20 protein-coding genes, 5 tRNA genes and 1 pseudogene are annotated in these 22,531 nt (G+C 40.6%); 10 read left to right on the forward strand and 16 right to left on the reverse strand.

The window, feature by feature from the left end; genetic code table 11:
* Window positions 1-14 precede the first annotated feature (14 nt).
* Window positions 15-1,139 (forward strand): amidohydrolase, encoded by a 1,125-nt coding sequence (locus FR7_RS22550; protein WP_007951106.1) that lies wholly within the window; start codon window positions 15-17, stop codon window positions 1,137-1,139.
* Between the two features lie 143 nt (window positions 1,140-1,282).
* On the opposite strand, the gene FR7_RS22555 is transcribed toward FR7_RS22550, so the two are convergent.
* The 4 genes from FR7_RS22555 to FR7_RS22570 all read right to left on the reverse strand — a co-directional run bounded on the left by FR7_RS22555 (window position 1,283) and on the right by FR7_RS22570 (window position 4,527).
* A complete protein-coding gene (locus tag FR7_RS22555) occupies window positions 1,283-2,032 on the reverse strand; it encodes an AIR synthase related protein (RefSeq protein ID WP_007935678.1) in 750 nt (249 codons plus the stop codon).
* A complete protein-coding gene (locus FR7_RS22560) occupies window positions 2,029-2,544 on the reverse strand; it encodes an ECF transporter S component (RefSeq protein ID WP_007935679.1) in 516 nt (171 codons plus the stop codon). Before FR7_RS22560 ends, FR7_RS22555 begins: the two co-directional genes overlap by 4 nt.
* Before the next feature lie 57 nt (window positions 2,545-2,601).
* A complete protein-coding gene (locus tag FR7_RS22565; RefSeq protein WP_007935680.1) occupies window positions 2,602-3,450 on the reverse strand; it encodes a hypothetical protein in 849 nt (282 codons plus the stop codon).
* Between the two features lie 96 nt (window positions 3,451-3,546).
* A complete protein-coding gene (locus FR7_RS22570; RefSeq protein WP_007935681.1) occupies window positions 3,547-4,527 on the reverse strand; it encodes a 2-hydroxyacid dehydrogenase in 981 nt (326 codons plus the stop codon).
* A gap of 69 nt (window positions 4,528-4,596) precedes the next feature.
* On the opposite strand from FR7_RS22570, the gene FR7_RS22575 reads away from it, so the two are divergent.
* Window positions 4,597-4,848, forward strand: coding sequence for a hypothetical protein (locus tag FR7_RS22575; protein ID WP_237769573.1), 252 nt, complete (start codon window positions 4,597-4,599; stop codon window positions 4,846-4,848).
* Between the two features lie 21 nt (window positions 4,849-4,869).
* Here FR7_RS22575 and FR7_RS22580 read toward each other — a convergent pair whose 3' ends face one another.
* The 6 genes from FR7_RS22580 to FR7_RS22605 form a co-directional block, all read right to left on the reverse strand.
* Entirely contained in the window at window positions 4,870-5,160 is a 291-nt protein-coding gene (locus FR7_RS22580; protein WP_007935683.1) for a hypothetical protein, read from the reverse strand.
* A gap of 316 nt (window positions 5,161-5,476) precedes the next feature.
* Window positions 5,477-5,567, reverse strand: a tRNA-Ser gene (locus FR7_RS22585).
* 29 nt (window positions 5,568-5,596) lie between these two features.
* On the reverse strand, window positions 5,597-6,073 hold the full coding sequence (gene tadA, locus FR7_RS22590) for a tRNA adenosine(34) deaminase TadA (protein ID WP_081490004.1): 477 nt from the start codon (window positions 6,071-6,073) through the stop codon (window positions 5,597-5,599).
* Window positions 6,074-6,096: 23 nt separating this feature from the next.
* Window positions 6,097-6,173, reverse strand: a tRNA-Arg gene (locus FR7_RS22595).
* 23 nt (window positions 6,174-6,196) lie between these two features.
* Window positions 6,197-6,273 (reverse strand) — tRNA-Arg (locus FR7_RS22600).
* Window positions 6,274-6,588: 315 nt separating this feature from the next.
* The gene (locus tag FR7_RS22605) at window positions 6,589-8,643 is read right to left on the reverse strand and encodes an RNA degradosome polyphosphate kinase (RefSeq protein ID WP_007935707.1); all 2,055 of its coding nucleotides are present in this window, start codon (window positions 8,641-8,643) and stop codon (window positions 6,589-6,591) included.
* Between the two features lie 362 nt (window positions 8,644-9,005).
* Here FR7_RS22605 and ppx point away from each other — a divergent pair, with 362 nt between their 5' ends.
* The 6 genes from ppx (at window position 9,006) to FR7_RS22635 (ending at window position 16,919) form a co-directional block, all read left to right on the forward strand.
* Window positions 9,006-10,529 carry an exopolyphosphatase gene (gene ppx, locus FR7_RS22610; protein ID WP_007951107.1) on the forward strand — a complete coding sequence of 508 codons (1,524 nt, stop codon included), beginning with the start codon at window positions 9,006-9,008 and terminating at the stop codon, window positions 10,527-10,529.
* 200 nt (window positions 10,530-10,729) lie between these two features.
* Window positions 10,730-11,797: a tetraprenyl-beta-curcumene synthase family protein gene (locus FR7_RS22615; protein WP_007935714.1), complete on the forward strand. Its 1,068-nt coding sequence runs from the start codon at window positions 10,730-10,732 to the stop codon at window positions 11,795-11,797.
* Between the two features lie 259 nt (window positions 11,798-12,056).
* Window positions 12,057-13,235, forward strand: coding sequence for a Gfo/Idh/MocA family protein (locus tag FR7_RS22620; protein ID WP_007935716.1), 1,179 nt, complete (start codon window positions 12,057-12,059; stop codon window positions 13,233-13,235).
* A 63-nt stretch (window positions 13,236-13,298) separates the two neighbouring features.
* Window positions 13,299-14,240: a sugar phosphate isomerase/epimerase family protein gene (locus FR7_RS22625; RefSeq protein ID WP_007935717.1), complete on the forward strand. Its 942-nt coding sequence runs from the start codon at window positions 13,299-13,301 to the stop codon at window positions 14,238-14,240.
* 245 nt (window positions 14,241-14,485) lie between these two features.
* On the forward strand, window positions 14,486-15,901 hold the full coding sequence (locus FR7_RS22630) for a sugar porter family MFS transporter (RefSeq protein WP_007935718.1): 1,416 nt from the start codon (window positions 14,486-14,488) through the stop codon (window positions 15,899-15,901).
* Window positions 15,902-16,010: 109 nt separating this feature from the next.
* Window positions 16,011-16,919: an AraC family transcriptional regulator gene (locus FR7_RS22635; RefSeq protein WP_007935719.1), complete on the forward strand. Its 909-nt coding sequence runs from the start codon at window positions 16,011-16,013 to the stop codon at window positions 16,917-16,919.
* 46 nt (window positions 16,920-16,965) lie between these two features.
* Here FR7_RS22635 and FR7_RS22640 read toward each other — a convergent pair whose 3' ends face one another.
* The gene (locus FR7_RS22640) at window positions 16,966-18,093 is read right to left on the reverse strand and encodes a M20/M25/M40 family metallo-hydrolase (protein ID WP_007935720.1); all 1,128 of its coding nucleotides are present in this window, start codon (window positions 18,091-18,093) and stop codon (window positions 16,966-16,968) included.
* Between the two features lie 185 nt (window positions 18,094-18,278).
* On the opposite strand from FR7_RS22640, the gene FR7_RS22645 reads away from it, so the two are divergent.
* On the forward strand, window positions 18,279-18,584 hold the full coding sequence (locus FR7_RS22645) for a hypothetical protein (protein WP_007935724.1): 306 nt from the start codon (window positions 18,279-18,281) through the stop codon (window positions 18,582-18,584).
* A gap of 14 nt (window positions 18,585-18,598) precedes the next feature.
* Here the strand turns inward: FR7_RS22645 and dinB are convergent, their stop codons facing one another.
* From dinB to FR7_RS23420, 5 genes are all read right to left on the reverse strand, one after another.
* A complete protein-coding gene (gene dinB, locus FR7_RS22650) occupies window positions 18,599-19,762 on the reverse strand; it encodes a DNA polymerase IV (RefSeq protein WP_007935726.1) in 1,164 nt (387 codons plus the stop codon).
* A 103-nt stretch (window positions 19,763-19,865) separates the two neighbouring features.
* Window positions 19,866-19,956 (reverse strand) — tRNA-Ser (locus tag FR7_RS22655).
* A 12-nt stretch (window positions 19,957-19,968) separates the two neighbouring features.
* Window positions 19,969-20,058, reverse strand: a tRNA-Ser gene (locus FR7_RS22660).
* A 95-nt stretch (window positions 20,059-20,153) separates the two neighbouring features.
* Window positions 20,154-20,924, reverse strand: coding sequence for a polysaccharide deacetylase family protein (locus FR7_RS22665; protein ID WP_007951108.1), 771 nt, complete (start codon window positions 20,922-20,924; stop codon window positions 20,154-20,156).
* Window positions 20,925-21,096: 172 nt separating this feature from the next.
* Complete coding sequence (locus tag FR7_RS23420) at window positions 21,097-21,321, reverse strand: hypothetical protein (protein WP_007935735.1); 225 nt, start codon at window positions 21,319-21,321, stop codon at window positions 21,097-21,099.
* Window positions 21,322-21,528: 207 nt separating this feature from the next.
* Between FR7_RS23420 and ubiE the strand changes: the two are divergent.
* Window positions 21,529-22,254: pseudogene (ubiE, locus tag FR7_RS22670) on the forward strand (bifunctional demethylmenaquinone methyltransferase/2-methoxy-6-polyprenyl-1,4-benzoquinol methylase UbiE); the annotation flags it as partial.
* Window positions 22,255-22,531: the final 277 nt, after the last annotated feature.

Genomic DNA, 22,531 nt, shown 5'->3' on the forward strand with positions numbered 1-22,531 from the left:
GGTGAAAGACAATCATGGATAAAAAAGTATGGAAAGAACAAGTCATTGCCGCAGTGGATGCCATGGCTCCAGAGCTTATTGATATGAGCCTGTTCTTACACAAAAATCCTGAACTGAGCGGTCAGGAATACCAGGCAGCTCAACGACTTATCAGCGCAGCTGAAAAGCGAGGTTTTCTTGCAAAAAAAAATATTAGCGGTTACGAAACGGCCTTTATTGCCCGCAAAGGAACTACCGGACCTAAAATTGCTTTTCTCGCTGAATATGATGCGCTGCCAGGACTAGGTCACGCCTGCGGACACAATCTCATTGCTGCTATGAGCTGGGGTGCAGCAGCAGCATTTGCAGCGGTGGCAAAAGACCGGGCCGTTTCCTATTTGATTGGCTGCCCTGCAGAGGAGACCAGCGGTGCTAAAGTCTCCATGGCTGCCGATGGTATCTTTGATGACTTAAGGGCAGCCCTCATTATTCATCCTGGAGACAGTAACAACATGGGGGGCACGTCTTATGCCACTCATCCCTTAAAAGTAACCTTTCACGGACGCCCTGCCCATGTAGCCAGCAAAACAAATAAAGGGGTTAACGCTTTAGATGCCCTTATCATGTTTTATCAGGGCATTAAACCCTTACGCCAAACCTTTACGCAAGAAACCATCTTAGCAGGAATTATCACCAAAGGAGGAACAGCTCCTAACATTGTAACGGATGAGGCAGAAGGGAAATTCACCATACGGGCTTTATCATCTCACTATTTGGAAGAAACCGTTATTCCTGCCGTACGAAGGCTGGCTGATGGCATCGCACTTGCTACAAATACAAAGGTTGAAGCTGTACATTATGAGCCTTTGTTCAAAGAGCTGATCAATGATCCTGAGTTAATGAAATTCTTCCAAGAAAATATGACCTTGCTGGGTGAAAAAATTACCCTGTTAGAACCAAATGATGCCGATGGCTCCACCGATGTGGGTAATGTCAGTCATGCGGCACCTACCATCCATCCCGATATTTTCATTGGAAGCAGCCTTTCAGCACACACCCCGGAATTTGCCGCAGCAACAGGATCACCCTATGCTCAGGAGCGATTATTAATAGGAGCGAAAGCGATGGCCATGACGGCTATTGATCTGCTTGATTTATAGAGATTATATTTGCTATTACTAAAAAAATAAACATTTTGAACCGCGAAGGCGCGAAGACGGTGAAGAACAGGTCGGAATGTCCATACGATTCCGACCTGTTCTTTGTGTTTCTTCGCGACCTTCGCGGTTCATTATCTTTTTTATTAACGCTTTACATGTCGAAGCATTCCAATTACTTCGATACTTCCCGGAAGATCCATTTGATAGAATAAAGCCTCTTCCATTGCTGCTACAACTACAGTACTTGGTCCTGCAGATTTATGAATATCGATTTGTATCCCACTATGTAAAACCAATTGCATATTATTATTTTCAGCTAACTGATTCGCCTCATACAAGATTCCTTTAGAACCTACAGGAACCAATTCATATACACGTTCAGAGCCAAGCAACGTTTTTATCAATTGATAACCGGCGATACCCCCTTTTTCACTTTTTAGTACTTCTTCTCCAACTTTGGGTTTCCCAATAGTGATCAGCAAAGCATCCTGCTTAACATTATTCACTTTTAGATTTTTATTCTCAACAATTCCTACCGCAGTAACTCCAAAACCAGTTGCAAAAGTTGCAAAATTTTCTTCTGTACTTCCCGTCAATACAATCTTACCTATCCCAGCCTCTTCTAATTCTTCTTCAATACCGGCTATGATCTTCTTACCTGTGACTTCCATTTCATTGCAAATGGTATTAGCCAAACAAACAACCTCTGCCCCTGAACACAGAATCTCAAAAAGAGCAACTCTTGCGGTGTACTTTCCAGTAACAAAAGGCGAAACCTTAAGAACATCATACTCTTTCATTCCGATTCCGCCACAGCTGTCACAAGCAACTACTATGGTTTTTTCCTGATCCAAATCAATCAACGTCAAATCTCTTACTTTTTGTACCTTCATATCTTCTTCCTAACCTTTTTTATCCTATTGGGCAGCAACTTATATACAAGGCATGCAAGGACAATATTAAGTGCCGCAACTCCTGACACCACAGGCAAAAGCGTTATCATTCCTGCTAGCCCGATTGCCGGAAGCAGCAATGGAGTCAGCATGAGCAGTGAGACTGGTCCATTCATAATAACTCCCAAGACGCCCGCTAGGGTGATTGCTTTTAGAGAAAAATCCTCTTCCTCTGCCACCTTGCGGTAAACAAGACTAAAAATTACCATTGTTGCTGCCATATCGATCATAATGACAATATGAACAGGAAAAGATAATGGAAATCCAGACAGCAGCGCAGTCAAAAAATGTCCTATCATACCAATGAAAGCACCATAGACCGGACCAAGCAGCAATGCTCCCAAAAAGCCCGGCATAGAGTCAAAAGCAATGCTCCCCATAATCTTAATATTAGCTCCAATAAAGCTCAATGTAATAAATAGAGCCGCCGAGACGATTTCTTTTGTCTTCAATTTTCTTCTCCCGCTTTCTATATACTAAAAAATAACTATGATTCTGAAATTCTTATCTTACGGAAATAAATATTTTAATTTAGTTAGTTTAAAAAGGAGACCGGTTAAGGGTAGTGCCAGCACGGAAACTAAGATGAGATGGACTGCTGAAATGTTTCCCCCAGAGGGAACAAAAATATGATATTGCCCAAGAAACCAGTTGAATAGAACTAAAATAACGATCCCCATTAGCCGATAACGAAATCGTAATTCCAGGCCGATACACATCGTAATAATCATACTAGTGATCATTAAATGGAGAGCGAAAAAAAGCTGATGATCTTTCTCTGAATCTAAGAACCAATTAACATGAAATCTGAATAATTGTCCCCCTTTATTCAGAGTAAAGACTATTAAGTTGTGGATGAATGCATATATCATATAAATGGTAAGGAGCCTAAAAGCTAAAGAAGGCTCCTTGTCATGCAGCCCTCGCCAAATCCATCTGCTAATTGCATAAAGAATGCAAAGCCCAATCCCAGTATAAAAAGATTTCCACCAGAAGTGCTGATAGATTCCTATTTCTGTAAAATACCAGTCAATCCCCGTAAAAACAGCCGCAATACCAATTATATGGTTCCAGGAAATTGAAAAAGCATTGATTGCAACAGCAGAAGCCGGTACAATCAATGTATTGGATATATAGGAGCCTAAGTAGTTATCCAGCCTTGCATCCTGCAAAATACCAGGTAAGTATTGATATCCATTCAATACGATTAAAACGATGATCTCAAAGGGGTGAATCACAGCACTTGTCTGCAAATGCAATACTAAAATTTTCCAGTCCCTTTTATAAATGAACGATGCTGTTACAAGAACCAGGCTTATGATGATTAATCCATAGTACCAATAAGCAGAAGGCAACATTCCATCCCCTCACCTTTTAATATCGCTATGCGATCATTGATACTATTACCTGATTGGGATGAAATTAAACAATCCAAATACAGTTAAAAATAATTCTCATTCTTTTCCAATGATCCTGCTTGCATTCACACACGCTGCCAGAGGCTTATCTTCCAATCCTGCAAGAAGATTATCGACGGTAAGCTGTGCCATTGCAGTACGAGTTTCTACCGTTGCGCTGCCGATATGAGGTGTAATGAGAATGTTGGAAAGCGTCAACAAGGGATGATCCCGGGCCACCGGTTCCGGATCAGTAACATCAAGGGCCGCATAAGCAATTTCCCCTGTTTGCAAGGCCTCTACCAATGCATCGGTATCCACTACAGGACCTCTTGATACATTAATGAAATAGGCTGTAGATTTCATTTTACGAAACTCTTCCCTACCAAATAAACCTCTGGTCTCTTGAGACAGAGGAGTCAAGACGATGATCGCATCGGCTTTGTTCAATAGAGTCTCAAAAGATTGATATGCTGCACCAATCTTGTCATCATCATGACGGCGATTCCGATTATAATAGATCACATTCATGCCAAATGCCTTTGCTCTTTGAGCAACTGCAGCTCCAATTTGCCCCATACCGACGATTCCGAGAGTCTTGCCGGCAATATCAATACCAAAAGATAACTTATGACCGAGAGCCCAAGAGTTTTCCCTTACAAAATCCCATCCTTCATGAATTCTCCGTGCTGAACATAACAAAAGAGAAAATGCCAGGTCAGCAGTAGTATCAACAAGAACTCCCGGCGTATTGCCAAAGGGTACATTGTATTTCGAACAAGCTTCAATATCAATGTTGTCATATCCCACAGCCATCTGAGCAATCACTTTGAGCCTCGGTGCATTCTGTAACAATTCCTCATTTACTGCCACACTATTATTTACAATCAGACCTTCAGCATCGGCAACCCATTCCAATAAAATATCTCGGGGAATGTCATTTTCTTTCTTCCATTGCTTAATACTGCAAAAATTTTGCAGTCGTTCTAATGCTGGAGTCATCAGTCCACCAATGACCACTACATTCGGTTTACTCATCTTCAACACCTCTATCTTTATCTCAATATCTATATTCCTTCTATTTGCCAAGTCTATACAAAATCCTGCATGACAATAGGACTCTTTATGATTCTTATCTTTGATGAAGCAAACTTTTTTAAATGGACAGTTTCTTTGTGCCTTAAACATTTGATGCTAAAATACTGGCTTAACATGCAGACACCTTCCCAAGGTGCTGCCACTGCCTTTACCAGTGATTATGGACATAAAAACCAGAAGTCTTCACTGCTAGCAGCTGCAACTCCTGGTAGTATGTTTCATATCATCCAGCTTTTTCATGGCTCCCCATCTATCGCATAATGAATCCATCCAATCAATTGGCTACATATCATATAGCTCCCTAGCCAATTGATGATTTGAAATACTTGTATTCATAAAGCCTAGTGCCTTCCAAAAATCACATTTAAACTTTTCCATGATTATATGTATTGTTAGACCTTCCACCTTAAACTCATCTACGATTGTTCGATCTGCCAGATAGGTATCAAGTACTCTTTGTAAACTTGCATCAATGATATTTAATTCATTAAATATCATGTCGATCTCACCCTCATCTGAATACCCTTCTTCTAACAGTATCTTTTTAACAACAGCCTCATCAAAAATAATCATGCTTTTTACCTCCAAATCCCATTCTGTTTTTTATCTGCTTGACCTTGCTCTGAAATAGTTTCATTTTGTATATATCCACTCTTGCTGCACCGCTAACCATCATACAACTACCGAAGTTTTTTCTTTTTAATATACTTACCATTAGAATAAACCATTTTGAAAATCATTACCTCTCCTAAAAGGTGTATATTTTGACATTTTACTAAATTATTCATACAAAAAACTAGATTTGGTCTTCTAGAACATCTTTCCACCAAAATAAAAAACCAGAAGTCTTCACTGCAAGCAGTTACAACTTCTGGTATGATTGACTTTATGGCGGAGAGGGTGGGATTCGAACCCACGAGACAGTTTCCCGCCTACTCGATTTCGAGTCGAGCGCCTTCGACCAGCTCAGCCACCTCTCCGTGACCTGATCTACTTCAATGCTCATGTCTCAGGTATCTATATGGTTCTTATTCTTTTTTCGCCGTTGTTTAAAAAAATCTTTCATAATTTGCGCACATTCGTCTCTACGTATTCCCGATGTAACCACCATGGAATGATTTAATGCATCATTTTGCGCTATATTAAAAATCGATTCAATTGCCCCTGCTTTCACATCAGCACTGCCGTAAACCAATCGGTCAATACGGCTCATGACCAACGCACCAGCACACATCGGACAAGGTTCTATCGTAACATACAATGTAAGTCCAGTCAAACGCCATCGTCCAAGCTTTTGGCAAGCTTCCCGAATAGCAATCATTTCAGCATGAGCCGTAGCATCATGCCAGCTTTCACGCATATTGTGTCCTGCAGCCACTATCTGACTATCCAGAACAAGCACAGCTCCAATCGGCACTTCACCAATCTCATAAGCCTTTTGTGCTTCCTCTAATGCTAATCCCATATAATAATCATCATCCACTATCCGGTTCACCACACAAAATACAATGGTGCGCCCGGGAGGACTCGAACCACCGGCACACGGTTTAGGAAACCGTTGCTCTATCCGCCTGAGCTACGGGCGCAAAATATAATCAGCAACAAAAAATGGTGACCCCGGCAGGATTCGAACCTGCGACCTCTTGATTCGTAGTCAAGCGCTCTATCCAGCTGGGCTACGGAGTCATTCCTTCAATGGAACCCTTGTCCCGTCGACAAAAAACATCTTACCATAGTTATATAGCTAAAGTCAAGTATTTTTATTATTTCGTTCTCTAATTGTGGATAAAAGGATGTGGATAACTTTATCCACATCCTTTTATCCACATGTTTATTCCTCATGAAGCTATAAAATTCCCTCATTTTGAAGTGAAAATCAGAATATGTCCCCATAGTTATCCACATTTGTTATCCTTTTGTGCATAACTATGGGGATAACTAGTGAAATGAAGAGAAAATCAAGATAAAACAAGGCTTATACGAAAGTATAGGCCTTGTTCTTTAAAAATCTGCACCACCAGCTCGTTCTTGTGCTTCTTGATATAATTTTTGCTGACTATTAACGATCTTACCCCGGCGATATACCCGCCGATAGGTTCCGTCACTTTTCATCATATACGCTTTACGATTATCTTTTAGCATAATATGTAAAATATTTTTAATTCGTTCTAGAATTTCTGGATTATCAATGGGAAATAATAATTCGATCCTCTCACTTAAGTTACGATTCATCCAGTCCGCACTGGATAAATAAATTTTTTCCCTGCCACCATTTTTAAAATATAAAATACGATGATGCTCCAAAAAACGTCCTACAATGCTTCGCACCTTAATATTCTCGCTGACATGCTCAATCCCTGGTTTTAGAGCACAAATTCCACGAATAATAAGATCAATTTTAACCCCTTTGCTAGAAGCCTCATACAATTTAAGAATAATATCCTTATCCAGCAGAGAATTCATTTTAGCAATGATATGGCCGTTTTTTCCCTCTTGAGCCAAAGCAATTTCCCGATCAATCAGCTCTTTTATTTTCTCTCGCAAACCAACAGGAGCAACTACCAGCTTCTTCCACGATGGCGGTTCTGAATACCCCAACAGCATATTAAAAAAATCTGAAGCATCCGCTCCTATTTTTTCATTGGCAGTAAACAGACTCATATCAGAATATATGCGGGCTGTAATGTCATTATAGTTTCCCGTTCCCATGTGCACATACCGCTTAATACGAGCTTCTTCCTGCCGAATGATCAATGCCATTTTACCGTGGACCTTGAGACCTAACAATCCATAAATTACATGACAGCCAGATTCTTCTAATTTTCTGGCCCATAAAATATTGTTTTCCTCATCAAAACGAGCTCGAACTTCCACTACAACCGTAACTTGTTTCCCATTTTCAGCAGCTTGAGCCAGAGCGCGGACAATGGAAGAATTACCGCTCACTCTATATAAAGTCTGCTTAATCGCTAACACTTTAGGATCAACTGCTGCCTGACGAATAAAGTTCACCACAGGCATAAAAGATTCGTAAGGATGATGCAGTAAAATATCTTTCTCGCGAATCACGTCAAATAGATCCTCTGCATCGTTTAATCCGATGGGAATCTGTGGAATGAGGGGCTCATAACGCAGGTCATCAAAACCTTGAAGGTCCATGACCTTCATAAAACAAGATATATCAATGGGACCTGTCACTTCATACAAATCCTGTTCATCCATATTAAATATATCCAGCAAGAACTCTTTTAAAAAAGATTTGTTTGTTTTGGTCATTTCCAAACGTACTGCTTCGCCCCGTTTACGCTGACGCAGAGATTTTTCTACCTCGGCCAGCAGATCTTCGGCACCTTCACCATCAATTAACAAATCCGAATTACGCGTAATGCTAAAGGCTACAATATCCTTAATCGTATAGCCGCAGAATAACTCAGAACAATGTTTTTTTATAATGTCTTCTAATAATACAAATTGTTTGCCAACACTTTGGTCAGGCACTTCAATAATTCGTGGCAGTGCATTGGGAACGGGAAGAATTGCTGTCTGCAGCTCCTCTTTTCCCTTCGTTAGCAGCACTGCCAGATTTAAGCTACGATTAGCCAATAGAGGGAATGGATGACTGGCATTTACCGCTAATGGAGTAAGCAATGGATAAATCGTGTTATAAAAATGCTCTTCTACCCACTGCCGCCCGCTAACCGATAAGCTCTCCACATCACTTACATAAATATCATGATTTTGCATAGCACCAAGAATCTTCTTTAGATACCAATACTGCAGCCGCACCATCTCCCGCACTGCTTCATCGATTAACTGAAGCTGCTGTGCTGCATTAAACCCTGCAGGATCTCTCTTACCAATACCGCTTTCCACTTGCTGTTTCAGTCCAGCAACACGAATCATAAAAAACTCATCCAGATTAGAACTGGCAATCGCCACAAATTTTAATCGTTCCAGCAAAGGTTTTTCAGGATCATTTGCTTCTTCTAAAACCCGATGATTAAACTTCAGCCAGCTTAACTCCCTATTTAAGAAATTCTCTTGTTTATCAAACATGGCTTCAACCTGCCTATCTCAGAATTTGAAATTTGGCTTAACTCATTAACTCATTGTAGTAGTTTTCTTTCGACATAATTCCTTATATTACCTGCCGTTTCCTCTAGTATAAGAGCTGTATTTGAATAAATTTACAATAACTTAACAATCCGTTAATTAAGAAAATTATAAAAGAATATGCTTTCAATCCATTAAAATTTCTATAAATCAGCTCTTTTTTTCTCAATTATCTAAATTTTATAACATTTATTTTATCATAATAATCTTTCGTAAATTACTATTTAGGCAGAGGATTTTCCTAAAATATTGCTAATACATATTTTATAAAAGAATTGCACCCTGTACAAAGGAGAAAAGATTTCATGAATCAACGTATCGCGATTATCGATTTAGGATCAAACTCTGCTCGCCTTATTATCGTCGAAATCTATGCTAATGGTTCCTACAATCTAATTTATCATCAAAAAGATGCGGTTCGTTTGGGACAAGAGGCCGATAAAAATCGTCGGCTGCAGCCAGAGGCCATGTCTCGTACAATGAGCCTGCTAAAAAGCTTCGCTCATATGTGTCAAATCTTCAAAACGGATAAAATTCTAGGCGTAGGAACAGCAGCACTGCGTAATGCCGTGAATGGCTCAGAATTTGTAAAAAAAATTCAAAAAGAAACTGGCATTTCCATTAGCATCATTAGCGGAGAAGAGGAAGCAAAATTAGGTTACTTAGGAGCTATTAATACCCTTGATGTTACAGATGCCATATTATTTGACTTAGGAGGCGGCAGTACAGAATTAACATTGATAAAGAACCGCAAAGCTAAAGAAGTAATTAGTTTGCCCTTTGGGGCGGTTACGTTAACAGAACGCTTTAAACTGGAAAACAAAGCAACAGAGGCTCAATTAGCAGAACTTGATGATTTTTTATCCCAGGAGCTTGCTAAAGTACCTTGGTTGAAACACCTTGCTCTCCCTCTAATTGGCATTGGCGGAACCGCCCGCAGCATTGGAAAAATGGAACAAAAAAGAAATCATTATCCTTTATTAAAGCTGCACAACTACCGTACCAGCTCTCTTTCCTTCCACTCCTTATGGGAAGACGTCATAAAAATGTCCTGTGCTCAGCGCCGCAAAATAGCGGGTCTCAGCAGTGAACGTGCTGATATTATTATCTCAGGTTTAGCCATTGTTAAACACTTATTTGAAACAATCGATAGTACACAGTTAATTATTAGCAGCTGTGGTGTAAGGGAAGGATTATTTCTTCAATATTATCTTTCCCAAACTGGGCAAACAGAGCTGTTAGATCCGCTTTCCCATAGCACAGACAATATGCTGTCATTCTATAGCGGCAATACAGAGCACGCGGGTCAGGTAGCAAAGCTAGCTAATGGCCTATTTGATGATTGGCAGGAAATACTCGGCTTACAGCCGCGCAACAGAACACTCTTGCAAGTAGCCGCTTTATTACATGACATTGGCATTACAGTGAGTTATTATGACCATGCACGACATAGCGCTTATTTAATAGAAAATGCCCGTTTATTTGGTCTTTCCCACCGCGAGCAAATCATGGCCGCAATCATTGCCGGCTGGCATCACAGTCCTTCGGTAAAATATTCTTATAACAGAATTTATAATGAATTTCTAGATGCAGCCAACTGGCAAACAGCTCGAAAACTCGCATTATTGCTAGCTTTGGCGGAAGGTTTAGATACTACGCAAATGAGTCTGGTAGAAAAAGTCACAACGAACATCTCAAAAAAACAAGCACAGCTGATTGTAACAACCAAACAAGAATTATTATTGGAACTGCAGGCAGTAAAGAAGCACAGCAAATGGTTTAAACGTGAGACAGGTCTAGAATTAGCGGTCTCAACAGCCTCCTTATAGAATAAAGAAGAAAAGGCATAGCCAAAACGCTGTGCCTTTTCTTCTTTATTTCTCCGGATGTCAAGATACAAAACCGGACTGACTCTCAAAAGAATGCAGGCTTTTTAACAACATTTTGACAACATACAGCTTTGAAGCTTTACTTTTAAATCAAAATAATATTAAAATAAACTATATTCGTTCGCAATAAGGAGGCTATTATGAATTTCTTTGCTAAGTTCTATAGAGTACTCTCTTTAATTATTCCTTTTGTCAGAAGGGTCTTTCCCTTAGTTGACAGCGAACTGCACTACTGGTCTACAAAAGGAATAGCCCATGCCTGTCCCGAGCTTAAAGAACAGGCTCTTGCCAGCATTGCAAACAAAAAATTCCATTGCCAGGGAGGAAGCATTTACAGCCTCTACCCTGCAGTACATAAAACAGACTTTATTTCTCTCGTCGTCGCGTTACAAACCATCAGTGATTATTTAGATAACCTGTGCGATAACGCTGGAATAACAGATGAACAGGCCTTTCGCCAACTGCATTACGCAATGACAGATGCTCTTGACCCCAGCGCCCGCCTTAAGGATTATTATGCTTTTTATCCTTATAAAGAAGACGGAGGGTATTTGAAAGAGCTTGTACTGACTTGCCAGCAAAAGATAAATACATTGCCTTCTTATGATCTGGTAAAACCAAATATCCAGAAATTAGCCTGCCTCTACAGCGAATTACAGACCTATAAACACCTTAGTCCTAGCATTCGTGAAGAAAAAATGCTCACTTGGATTCACAAGCATCTCGAACACTACCCTCAGCTTATGCCTTGGGAATTCGCCGCAGCTACGGGCTCTACCTTAGGTATGTTTATGCTCTGTGCTGCTGCAAGCGATAAGAATCTCACCTCTGGCACAGTTTCAAAAATTGATTCCGCTTACTTTCCCTGGATTAGCGGCTTACATATCCTATTAGACTATTTCATCGACACTGCCGAAGACCAGCAAAGTGGCGATCTCAATTTTGTCGCCTATTATACTGACTCATCCCAAGTAATATCCCGTCTGACATTATTTATTGAGCAGGCTTTTCTTCAAGCCGGCACCCTGCCTGACCCGACTTTTCATAAACTAATCGTCCAGGGACTACTTGCTATGTACCTTTCTGACGCTAAAGCCAATCAGTTTAAAGAACAAATTATTAGCAATACTTTACTAAAAACAGCGGGCAGTACTACTAGATTCCTTTATCTGCTGTGTAAATTTCTTCGATTCAAAAACAAATTATAAAAAAACGAGTTTGAATATGATCTTACACTTAACCGATTATTATTCAAAAAAAACTTGGCGGCCTAATGCAGGCTGCTATTTTTTTCACTGCTGTAAAAATAGAAAGTAGAATAGTGATATTTTTACAAAATAAAAAATTAGAATCCTTATTTATTCTGAAATAGAAAAGTCAGATACTAGAGGTTATTTATCTGAATGTTCTGTACAATTATATTGTAGTTTAGGCAATCTAATAATTAAAGAAATGAGGTAGGAAATTATGTTAAACGGTGAAAGAAAAATTGCACGACCGTTTCGTTGGGCAATGGTCGGCGGCGGACGTACGGGGCAGGTTGGCTATAAGCACAGACTAGGCGCTCTAAGGGATAATACTGCATTCCAATTAGTAGCTGGAGCATTTGATATTGATGCAGCAAGAGGCAAAGATTTTGGTGAAAATATTGGTGTATCTCCAGAACGCTGTTATTCTGATTATAAAACTTTATTTGCCGAAGAAGCCAAACGCCCGGATGGAATTGAAGTTGTATCAATTGCTACACCAAATGGTACGCATTATGAAATTTGTAAAGCAGCTTTACATGCCGGACTTCATGTAATTTGCGAAAAACCACTGTTTTTTACTACTGCACAAGTGCAGGAAATAAAAAGCCTGGCGAAAGAGAAAGGAAAAATCATTGGTGTAACCTATGGTTTCTCCGGCAGTCAGATTTTATTACAAGCTCGTCATATGATTGCTAATGGCGATTTGGGTGACATTCGCATTGTCAACTTGCGCTATTCACATGGTTTTTCTGCTGCAGAATCTGCAGAAAAATATAGCGATGCAGCAAAATGGCGTGTAGATCCAAAAATTGCCGGACCGAGTTTTATTATTGGTGATATATCAACCCATACGTATTATATTTCAGAATTATTATTACCCCATATGAAAATAGAAAAATTATTATGCGACAGACAAAGCTTTATCAAGAGTCGGTCGCCATTGGAAGATAACGCACATATGCTTATGCATTATGATAACGGCGCAGTTGGTACTGCATGGTTTTCAGCAGTTGATACGGGGTATATGGGATCTCAGACCGTACGGATTGTCGGCTCCAAAGCAAGCATAGAGTTCCACGATTACAATCCCAATGAACTTTTATATCAAGTACAGGGGCAGCCATATCAAACTTTGCATCGCGGCATGGATTATTTAGATGCCAGTGCATTGGAAGATGAAAGATTGGGTGCATTACATACGGAAGGTTTATCAGAATCTTGGGCTAATATCTATTTAAAATTTGCCATAGCAATGGATGCGAAAAATCGTGGTGATGAAGACTTCTTAAAGAACTTCATATATCCAGGAATTGATGCAGGATTAGAAGGTGTTCGCTGGATTGAAAATTGTGTCCGATCCGCTGATCAGGGCGCGGTTTGGGTAGATTTTAAATAAGAAAAATGACAGTGTTATAAGAGTTTAGATACAGCAATTATGAATGGAATTGGAGGAATTGGGATGAAATTATCGTACGTAACAGACAGCCTAGGAAAATTACCCTTTGAAGAAATGCTGGACCGAGTTGAGGCAATGGGCATTGACACAGTGGAAATGACTACTGGGGGCTGGTCTCCCGCACCCCATCTAAGGTTAGATGAGTTGCTGGCAGATAAAATTAAAAGGATACATTTCCAAGATGCGCTGAAAAAAAGAAATATAGAATTGTGTGCACTAAATTGTTCAGGGAATCCATTAGATCCAGGGTCATTGGGAAAAATTCATCAGGAAGTAACCGAAAAAACCATGGAACTGGCAAATTTACTTGGTGTTAAAAAAGTAATTATGATGAGTGGTCTTCCGCCAGCGTGCGTGGAGGATAAGACTCCAAACTGGATTAGCTATACAATCAGCTGGCCGCCTGAATTAAAAGATATGTTGAATTATCAATGGAATGATGTAGCGATTCCGTACTGGAAAAAGCTCGTAAAAAAAGCAGCCTCTTGCGGCGTTGAAAAAATTGCATTGGAAAATTTTAGTTCTCAGCTTGTATATAACCCTCAAACCTTATTCAGGCTGCGCGATGCTGTAGGACCAGTAGTGGGATTAAACCTTGATCCTAGTCATCTTTTATGGATGGGTGCTGATCCGATTGCCTCAGCAAGAGCTTTAGGAACGGCCATTCACCATGTGCATGGTAAAGATGTCAGGTTAGAGCGCGGCATCGTTGATATTAACGGCGTGATTGAAACCCAGGAAGTTACGGATGTCGCTACCCGCGCCTGGAACTATGTGGCTGTAGGCTGCGGACAGGATCTTAAATGGTGGAAAGAATTTTTCTCCGTTGTAAGAATGATGGGATATAATGGTCCTGTTTCTTTGGAGATGGAAGATTTGACAATGTCGATAGAAGCTGGTATCGCAACATCTGTGGATGCTTTGAAACAAACGATCAGCCAATAAAAAGAAGTGGTGTTCTGCCAAACAGTGACACCACCTTTCTCCTAACCTGCATGAGTTTTTTTAAAAGTACGTTATCTTCTCTAATCATTTGTAATGAAGCGTTTATCTTTTTAGAATTCAGAGTTTTCTTTTAATTCTTATAATAATGATTTTTTGGATTTTCTTATCTTGTGAACTTATTTCATCCAGATATAGGAGTACGTTATACTGGCAAAATATCGATTAAAGTATGAGGAGGAAAAGTTATGGGTATAAATGAACCTGGAAAGCAGCAAACATCACAATCATTTTTACGAACCGTTATGATTATATCGACCTTCGGCGGACTGTTGTTTGGATATGATACGGGAGTGATTAACGGTGCATTACCGTATATGGCAGCAGAGGATCAATTAAATCTGACACCACTTACTGAAGGCATCGTAGTCAGTTCTTTACTGCTTGGCGCTGCTCTTGGATCACTAGTAGGCGGGAGTCTTTCTGATCGGCACGGCCGCCGAAAAAATATTATTCATTTAGCCCTATTGTTCTTTTTTGCTGCTATTGGCTGCACCCTGGCACCCAATGTAGAAATGATGGTTGCCTGCCGCTTTTTGCTCGGCCTGGCAGTAGGTGGTGCTTCCGTTTCAGTACCCACCTACTTGGCAGAAATGTCACCAATGGAAAATCGGGGTCGCATGGTTACGCAAAATGAGTTGATGATTGTCACCGGACAATTTCTAGCTTTTATTTTTAACGCAATTCTTGGAGTTACACTAGGGGACAACGAACATGTCTGGCGCTATATGTTAGTTATTGCCGCGATTCCAGCCATTGTATTGTATTTCGGTATGCTGAGAATGCCGGAAAGTCCACGTTGGCTGGTTAAGAAAGGAAAGATCAGTGAGGCATTGCAGGTTTTAAAACGAGCCCGTCACACCGAAGAAAAGGCTGTAGCTGAATTAAATGAAATTCAGGCTGCTGTTAACGAAGAAGCCCAGATGGAAAAAGCAACCTGGAAAGATTTAAATACCCCATGGGTGCGCCGACTGCTTTTTGTGGGAATTGGTGTTGCAATTGCAAGTCAAAGTACAGGCGTGAATACTATTATGTACTACGGCACCCAGATCTTGAAAGATGCTGGATTTAGTACAAAAGCAGCCTTAATTGGCAATACCGTCAACGGTTTGACATCCGTCGTGGCCGTTAGCGTCGGCATATGGCTGATGGGAAAAGTAAGACGCCGTCCGATGCTATTAACCGGACTGGCTGGAACGACCTCCGCATTATTCCTGATTGGTCTGTCTTCTATGTTGATGGCTGGATCTTCTCTGCTTCCATATATCGTACTTGCATTGACGGTAATTTTTTTGGCATTTATGCAAGGAGCAATTGGTCCAATATTGTGGCTGTTGCTTGCAGAAATTTTCCCGCTGCGACTGCGCGGTCTCGGCATGGGAATTTGCGTATTCTTTGTTTGGATGACCAATTTTCTGATTGGTCTAACCTTTCCTGTTTTACTTAGCTTGGGGTTGTATATTGCATTCTTTATATTTGTCGCGATTGGCATTATCTCCATGATATTTGTTAAATTATGCGTACCAGAAACGAAAGGACACAGCCTTGAAGAGTTGGAACATCGCTTCCGTAACTATAAGACTTCGCAGATATATAAAAATTGAACCATAATTGGTATAATGAATTTATACAATTTTCCTGCTACTATTATTTTTCTGTAATATGAATGCTGATCTAAACATACATTTTAATAATTATGGAAAGGAAAATATTATGGCTGTACAATTTTATGTAAAACAAAAATTTACACCAGGCTTCGAGAAACAGGTACGGTTGTTGTACGTTTGTAAAGCAGATCAACAACAGACCAGCTTACCTACAGTATTGCATTCACATGAAGATCGTTTGGAACTGGTTTATCTTTATAACGGTCAGGGTATTCATACAATTGGCGGTAATTTATATCACACCAGGCAAGGCAATTTATTAATCTATAACAGTGGTGTGATCCATGATGAATGTGCAACGCCTGATGTCGGGATGTGTGTATATAATTGTGCTGTCAGTGGATTGAAATTATTGGATCTACCAGACAATCATTTGATTGCGAAAGGCATTTGCCCTGTTTTAGATTGTGGCCCCCATCAGGAAACAATTGAGAATCTTTTCCAACTCATGCATCAACAAATTTCGGAAGGTTATGAAAGTGCAGAGGCTGTTTGTAATTATCTACTACGTGCGTTGCTGATGGTCGTATTGAATCAGATTGACTTTAAAATAGGCAATAATGAAATAGAAGAACATAGTTTACAGAAATATATAAAAGAATACATTGACGCACATTATTTAGAAGATTTAACATTAAGCTCGCTCTGCAAAGCTTTACATATGAGTCCTTCCTACCTTTCACACTTATTTAAACAAGAAACTGGTTTTGCGCCGATTCAATATATTATGCGTCGTCGGATCGGCAAAGCACAGTCTTTACTTATTAGTACTGATTATAGCGTTACGTTGATTTCCTCTATGATTGGGTATGATCATCCGAGCTATTTTAATGATCTTTTTAAAAAGACTGTGGGAATGTCCCCGAAAAAATACCGCCAGTATTATATTGGAAGAACTAGCTGTAATCAATTAAAAGTGGTGCGAGGATTAAAGCGTAAAATGATAGTATCATAAATTTATAATAAAGCGTCCTGTGATTTGAAACACAGGACGCTTTACTTTATTTTTTCATATTAGCTGCTGTTTTGATGAGAGCGGTCACTAATTCCGCACTATTATACAAGTCAATCTCTTTTATATATTCATCCTTGGTATGTACTTTACTCATACCCACTCCTAATACAGCTGTAGGTACACCATAATTATTAAAGAAATTCGCATCACTGCCGCCGCCTGTAGCTTTAATTTCTGGAATGAGGCTAATACTTTCCGCAGCCTTTACTGCCAAAGTTACTACAGGATCTGTTTCCGATAAAACATAGGGACCATAAGCAGTTTCTACCTTGACCTCGGCTTGGGCCCCGTTAGCAGTTGCCACTTGCTCAAAGGTTTCTTTCATATGAAGCGTCTGCACTTCTAATTTTTTCATATTTCGGCTGCGAGCCTCGCATTTTACTTCTACCAAATCAGGCACGATATTCGTGGCAATACCACCACTAATAATACCCGCATTGGAAGTTGTTTCAAAATCGATACGTCCAATCTGCATCTCGGCTAACGCTTTACCGGCTACTACAATGGCATTAATCCCCTCTTCTGGCGCTACACCTGCATGAGCCTTTCTGCCATGAATCAACACTGTAATGCTATTTTGACCGGGAGCCATCGTAATAATTTCGCCAGGTCCACCACCGGAATCAAGAGCATATCCAAAGTCAGCTTTTAATGCAGCGGGATCAATCGCCTTCGCACCATTTAAGCCGCCTTCTTCCGCTACGGTAAATACAACCTGAATGGGGCCGTGAGAAATATTTTCTTCATTCACAATACGCAATGCTTCTAAAATGGCTACAACTCCAGCTTTATCATCGGCACCAAGAATCGTATCACCAACGGACGTGATCACACCATCCTTAAGCTGAGGTTCTATCCCGCCACAAGGTTCAACACAGTCCATATGAGCGCTGAGCATCAGAGTAGGAGCATCCTGTATTGTTCCTGGCTTATAAGCAATCACGTTGCCACAATTGCCACCAATGATTTCCCCAACCTGATCTTCTGTCACCTCTAATCCCAATTCTGCTAAACGAACTTTCAGGACATCTGCAACTTCACGTTCTTCCCGAGTCGAACATTTAATCTTTACCAGTTCAAAGAATTCCGCTAATACACGCTCTTTATTAATCATCACCAAACCCCCTACAATTTAGCTAAAAATATTGTATCCATAGAACATTTCATCATACTCTAATCTAATTCTTACTTCGCAATTGTATTCCTGCTTTGAACAAATAAAAAGATATCTTTCCCTATAATCTATAAAGTCAGTACACATACTAGACTAAGAATGAAATAAATTAAAGGAAGATAGTAATGGACAAAACCATCGCATTGCAAGGAAACAACCAAAAACTAACCCATTTGTTGCAGCAGCAGGGCTATACTGTCATCGACATGTATCAGGCCCACCTGCAAAGAGAGTTCGTTGATGCGTATTTGTATACAACCTATCATCCTGCTGCTCTGACTACTTATCATAGTGTAGCCGAACCAGGAGATAGTATGCTAGATTCCGAAGAGGAACTTACTTCATATCCCAGCACTCTTATGCTGAATATTACCAACTTAACACCTAAGCAAATACTTCTCACTTTAGAACGGCAGCTACAAGCTCATTAGAAGCAGCATGCACTTTATTTCGGTTCTTTTCCATTGATCAATCGTCCTTTGGTCACAATGCCTGCGCCAAATCGATTCCTCAGTTTATCAATGGTTTCATACATGGCAGCACGCTTATCTTCCTGCTGATCAAATAAAGATAGCTGACCGCCGCCAGACTGGAGATTGGACACGGTGAGTCCCAGCAGTCGTATTCCCTCTCCCATGGGTATCTGATGACATATTTCCATAGCAACATTATAAATAACATCATCAAACTGGGTATAGTCTAACAAGGTCTTACTGCGAGTAATAGTTTTAAAAGAAGCAAAACGTACTTTAATGGTAATGGTTTTACCACTATAGTCGTACTGCCTAAGCCGCCAGCCGACTTTTTCCGCCAAGGCCAATAGTTCAGTTTCGATTTGAGATACCGTGATGATGTCAACAGGAAAAGTAAGTTCATTACCGATGGACTTAGGCTCAAGATCCGCGACTACTGGTCGATCATCCTGACCATGTGCTAACGCATGGATCTTATATGCCATCTGTCCGCAATGCTTTACTAATAACGCCACATTGGTCTGAGCCAACTGACCGATGGTATAGATTCCTAAGTTTTTTAAAACCTGAGCCATGGATTTACCGACTCCCCACATGGACGTAATCGGCAGATTCCGCAGCATCGCCTCTTCCTCCCCTGGATAAACTACAAACAGGCCATTCGGTTTTTTCATCTCAGAAGCCAACTTTGCTAAAAACTTATTCGGAGCAACCCCCGCAGAAGCAGTAAGGTGCAACTCACTTTCAATACGCTCCTTTATGCAAACAGCAATCTCTTCGGGACTGGCATAGAGCTGCTCCATTCCTGTAACATCCAGGAATGCTTCATCCAAAGACAGCGGTTCTACAACTGGTGAAAACTCGGAAAAAATGCGCTGTAATTCTATAGAAACCCGGCTGTATTTTGCATGGTCGCAGGGCACAAAGTTCCCTTCCGGACAACGGCGTCTCGCCTCCACCATGGACATGGCGGAGTGTACCCCAAAACGGCGTGCTTCATAAGAAGCTGTTGCAACCACACCTCGATTGCCAGTTCCCCCAACAATAAGAGGTTTTCCTCGCAGCGCCTCGTTATCACGCTGTTCCACAGCGGCAAAAAAAGCATCCATGTCAATATGTATAATCCATCGTTGCATGCATTTTCACCTAACTTTCCCATTTGTGCAGATCATACCTTATTTCATTATACAACAAACGCCTCCATCTTTTTAAAGATGAAGGCGTAAAATTTATAATGAATGGCGGAGCGACAGGGATTCGAACCCTGGCAGGCCTTACGACCTCTAACGATTTAGCAAACCGTCCTCTTGAGCCGCTTGAGTATCGCTCCGTATTAGAAATATGGCGGAGGGGGTGGGATTCGAACCCACGGACCCCTTTCGAGATCGCTGGTTTTCAAGACCAGTTCCTTGAACCGCTCGGACACCCCTCCGTGTCGGTTGACACGTTCCCGATGACACATTTACTAGTATACCAGCATTCTTTTTCCTTGTCAATACTAGTCAACATAAAAATTTATAATATATTTTATAAGTTCATTTGTCCACGATTCGCAATCACATGAATGATGCCGCTATCATATTTAAAAATAGGAATACGCCGCAATTCCAAATCTGGAGACTCCTTGATGCAGATACCTTCCCGAACCGTTAATCCGGTTACATAACCCACCTCTTTAGCAATATTTACCACCGTCTCATTATAACTGCCTCGAGGATACGCAATCCCATTTACGGTTTTCCCTAAAACACTTTCTAATGCCGCTTTGGAATTAACCAGCTCATCACGAATCGCTTCGGGGTCTAATGCTCCTAAATCTCTATGGGTCATAGTATGAGACCCGAAAGACATGCCGCCTTGAGACATTTCTACAATATTTTCAGGACTAAGCCGGTCTTGGGTCCACAGCATATCAGTAATCACAAAAAAACTCCCAACCATGCCATGTTTTCGCAGTATCGGATACGCATGTTCAAAATTATCCAAATACCCATCATCAAAAGTGATTAAAACGGGTCTCTCTGGCATTTCTACATTGCGATCATCCAAAAAATTCTGGAATTGTTCTAAGGAGATACTATAATAGCCTCTCTCTTGCAAACTGTCTAAATCACTAGAAAACCTCTCTGGAGTAACCGTAAGGGCATCTGTGGTATATCCCACACGATGATATACTAAAACAGGAATGTTCCGATTCCCCGACCCGCTGCTGGTAGGAGCCTGAAACAGCAATTGGGAACCACTGACAGCAACAATAGCACTAATACATCCTTTGATAAATCTACGCCGCGATATCATGCAATGACCTCTCTTCACTGTAAGAACACTTCATTATCGAATAATACTGTATACACACTTCTCATCATTATTGTAACACTATTTGCCTGCTTTGCACTTGTTTTTTTATTACATTTTTATTATATTTTTATTATATTTTCATATGTTTTGATTAGACTTTGATATTTTTTCTTTATTGCTTGTCTAAACGATAATAGGACCAAACACAATGCAGACCTCTTACAGTCCCACCACACTGACAATTCTCATGACCACATATCCGGGAGCAAACCGTATCGACTCCCGATCGGCTAACGCGCTCTGAAACCTGCTTGACTGGAAGAGCCGGCTGTCCAGCCTTTACTCGATATCCGACCTTATTCTCACCGATCTTACAAAACCAATTCCAAAGTTTCAAAGCTGTCACCCTCTTTTATCTCTTTTGCTTCTTATTATAAACGATTCATTTACTTTTGTACTATGATCTGTATCACAAAATAAGAAAAACCCTTCGTGTCCTTTGCATTTCTTCGCGATCTTCGCGGTTCACGGCGTTTTTCCTAACGCTCTGTGGTTAAAATCTATAGTATAATGATGATATAACCAATCTTTTTTTGTAAAGGGGAGGAACATCATGGAGCAAATGGATAAACATCGACGAGAAGACTTCGTTCAGGAATTATTCGGCAGCATCGCAAAACGCTATGATTTGCTCAATGCAGTCTTCACCTTAAACCAAGATTCCTACTGGCGCAGCTTCGCTGCTGATAAAGCAACTATAAAAATAGGGCAGTCCATCCTTGATGTATGCTGCGGCACAGGAAAACTTTCCATTGCATTAGCAGAAAAAGCAGGGCTTCAAGGACAAATTATCGGTCTTGACTTCTCTGAAAATATGCTGCTGCAAGCCAAAGAAAATATAAAGAAGACGCCCTATTCCCAACGGATAACACTCATGCAGAGCAATGCCTTAGATTTACCCTTTCCAGATCATACCTTTGACTGTACAACCATCGGCTTTGGCTTGCGAAACGTCGCAGATATACCAAGAACCCTGTCAGAAATGTACCGGGTAACAAAGTCCGGCGGTACCGTATTATCCGTAGAGTTATCCAAACCTAGCGCACCCATTCTAAAACAGCTTTATTTCCTGTACTTTGAACACCTGCTCCCTCTAATCGGCAATCTGGGGTTTCATAAAAACAAGCCTTACTATAATCTGCCCGCCTCCCTCAGAACCCTCCCTGAGCACTCTGTGATTCAAAATATCTTCCTACAAGTCGGTCTGGAGCAAGTTACTTCTTATCAATTAACAGGCGGTATCGCTGCGGTGCATCTAGGAATAAAATGAAGCTTGGCTATAATTTATAGCCAAGCTTCATTTACAGCCCGTCGATCAAGTGATGTCCAGCTATTGGCCCGTAAATCGGCAGGAGCAATATGACTAGTTGTTGGCCGAATGCATCTAAGTCTTTATTTTCTTTTATTTACTCTACAAATATGGGCAAATTCTCCTGTTGTAAAATAATTTTGAGGATTTTCGTATAACATATCTAAACACCTCTTGACCGTCCGGTTACGGTATACCTTATTGTAGAATATATGACAGGCTAAGGCAAGAAAAGGAG

It is taken from the genome of Pelosinus fermentans DSM 17108, from assembly GCF_000271485.2.
Classification (GTDB): Bacteria; Bacillota; Negativicutes; order DSM-13327; family DSM-13327; genus Pelosinus; species Pelosinus fermentans.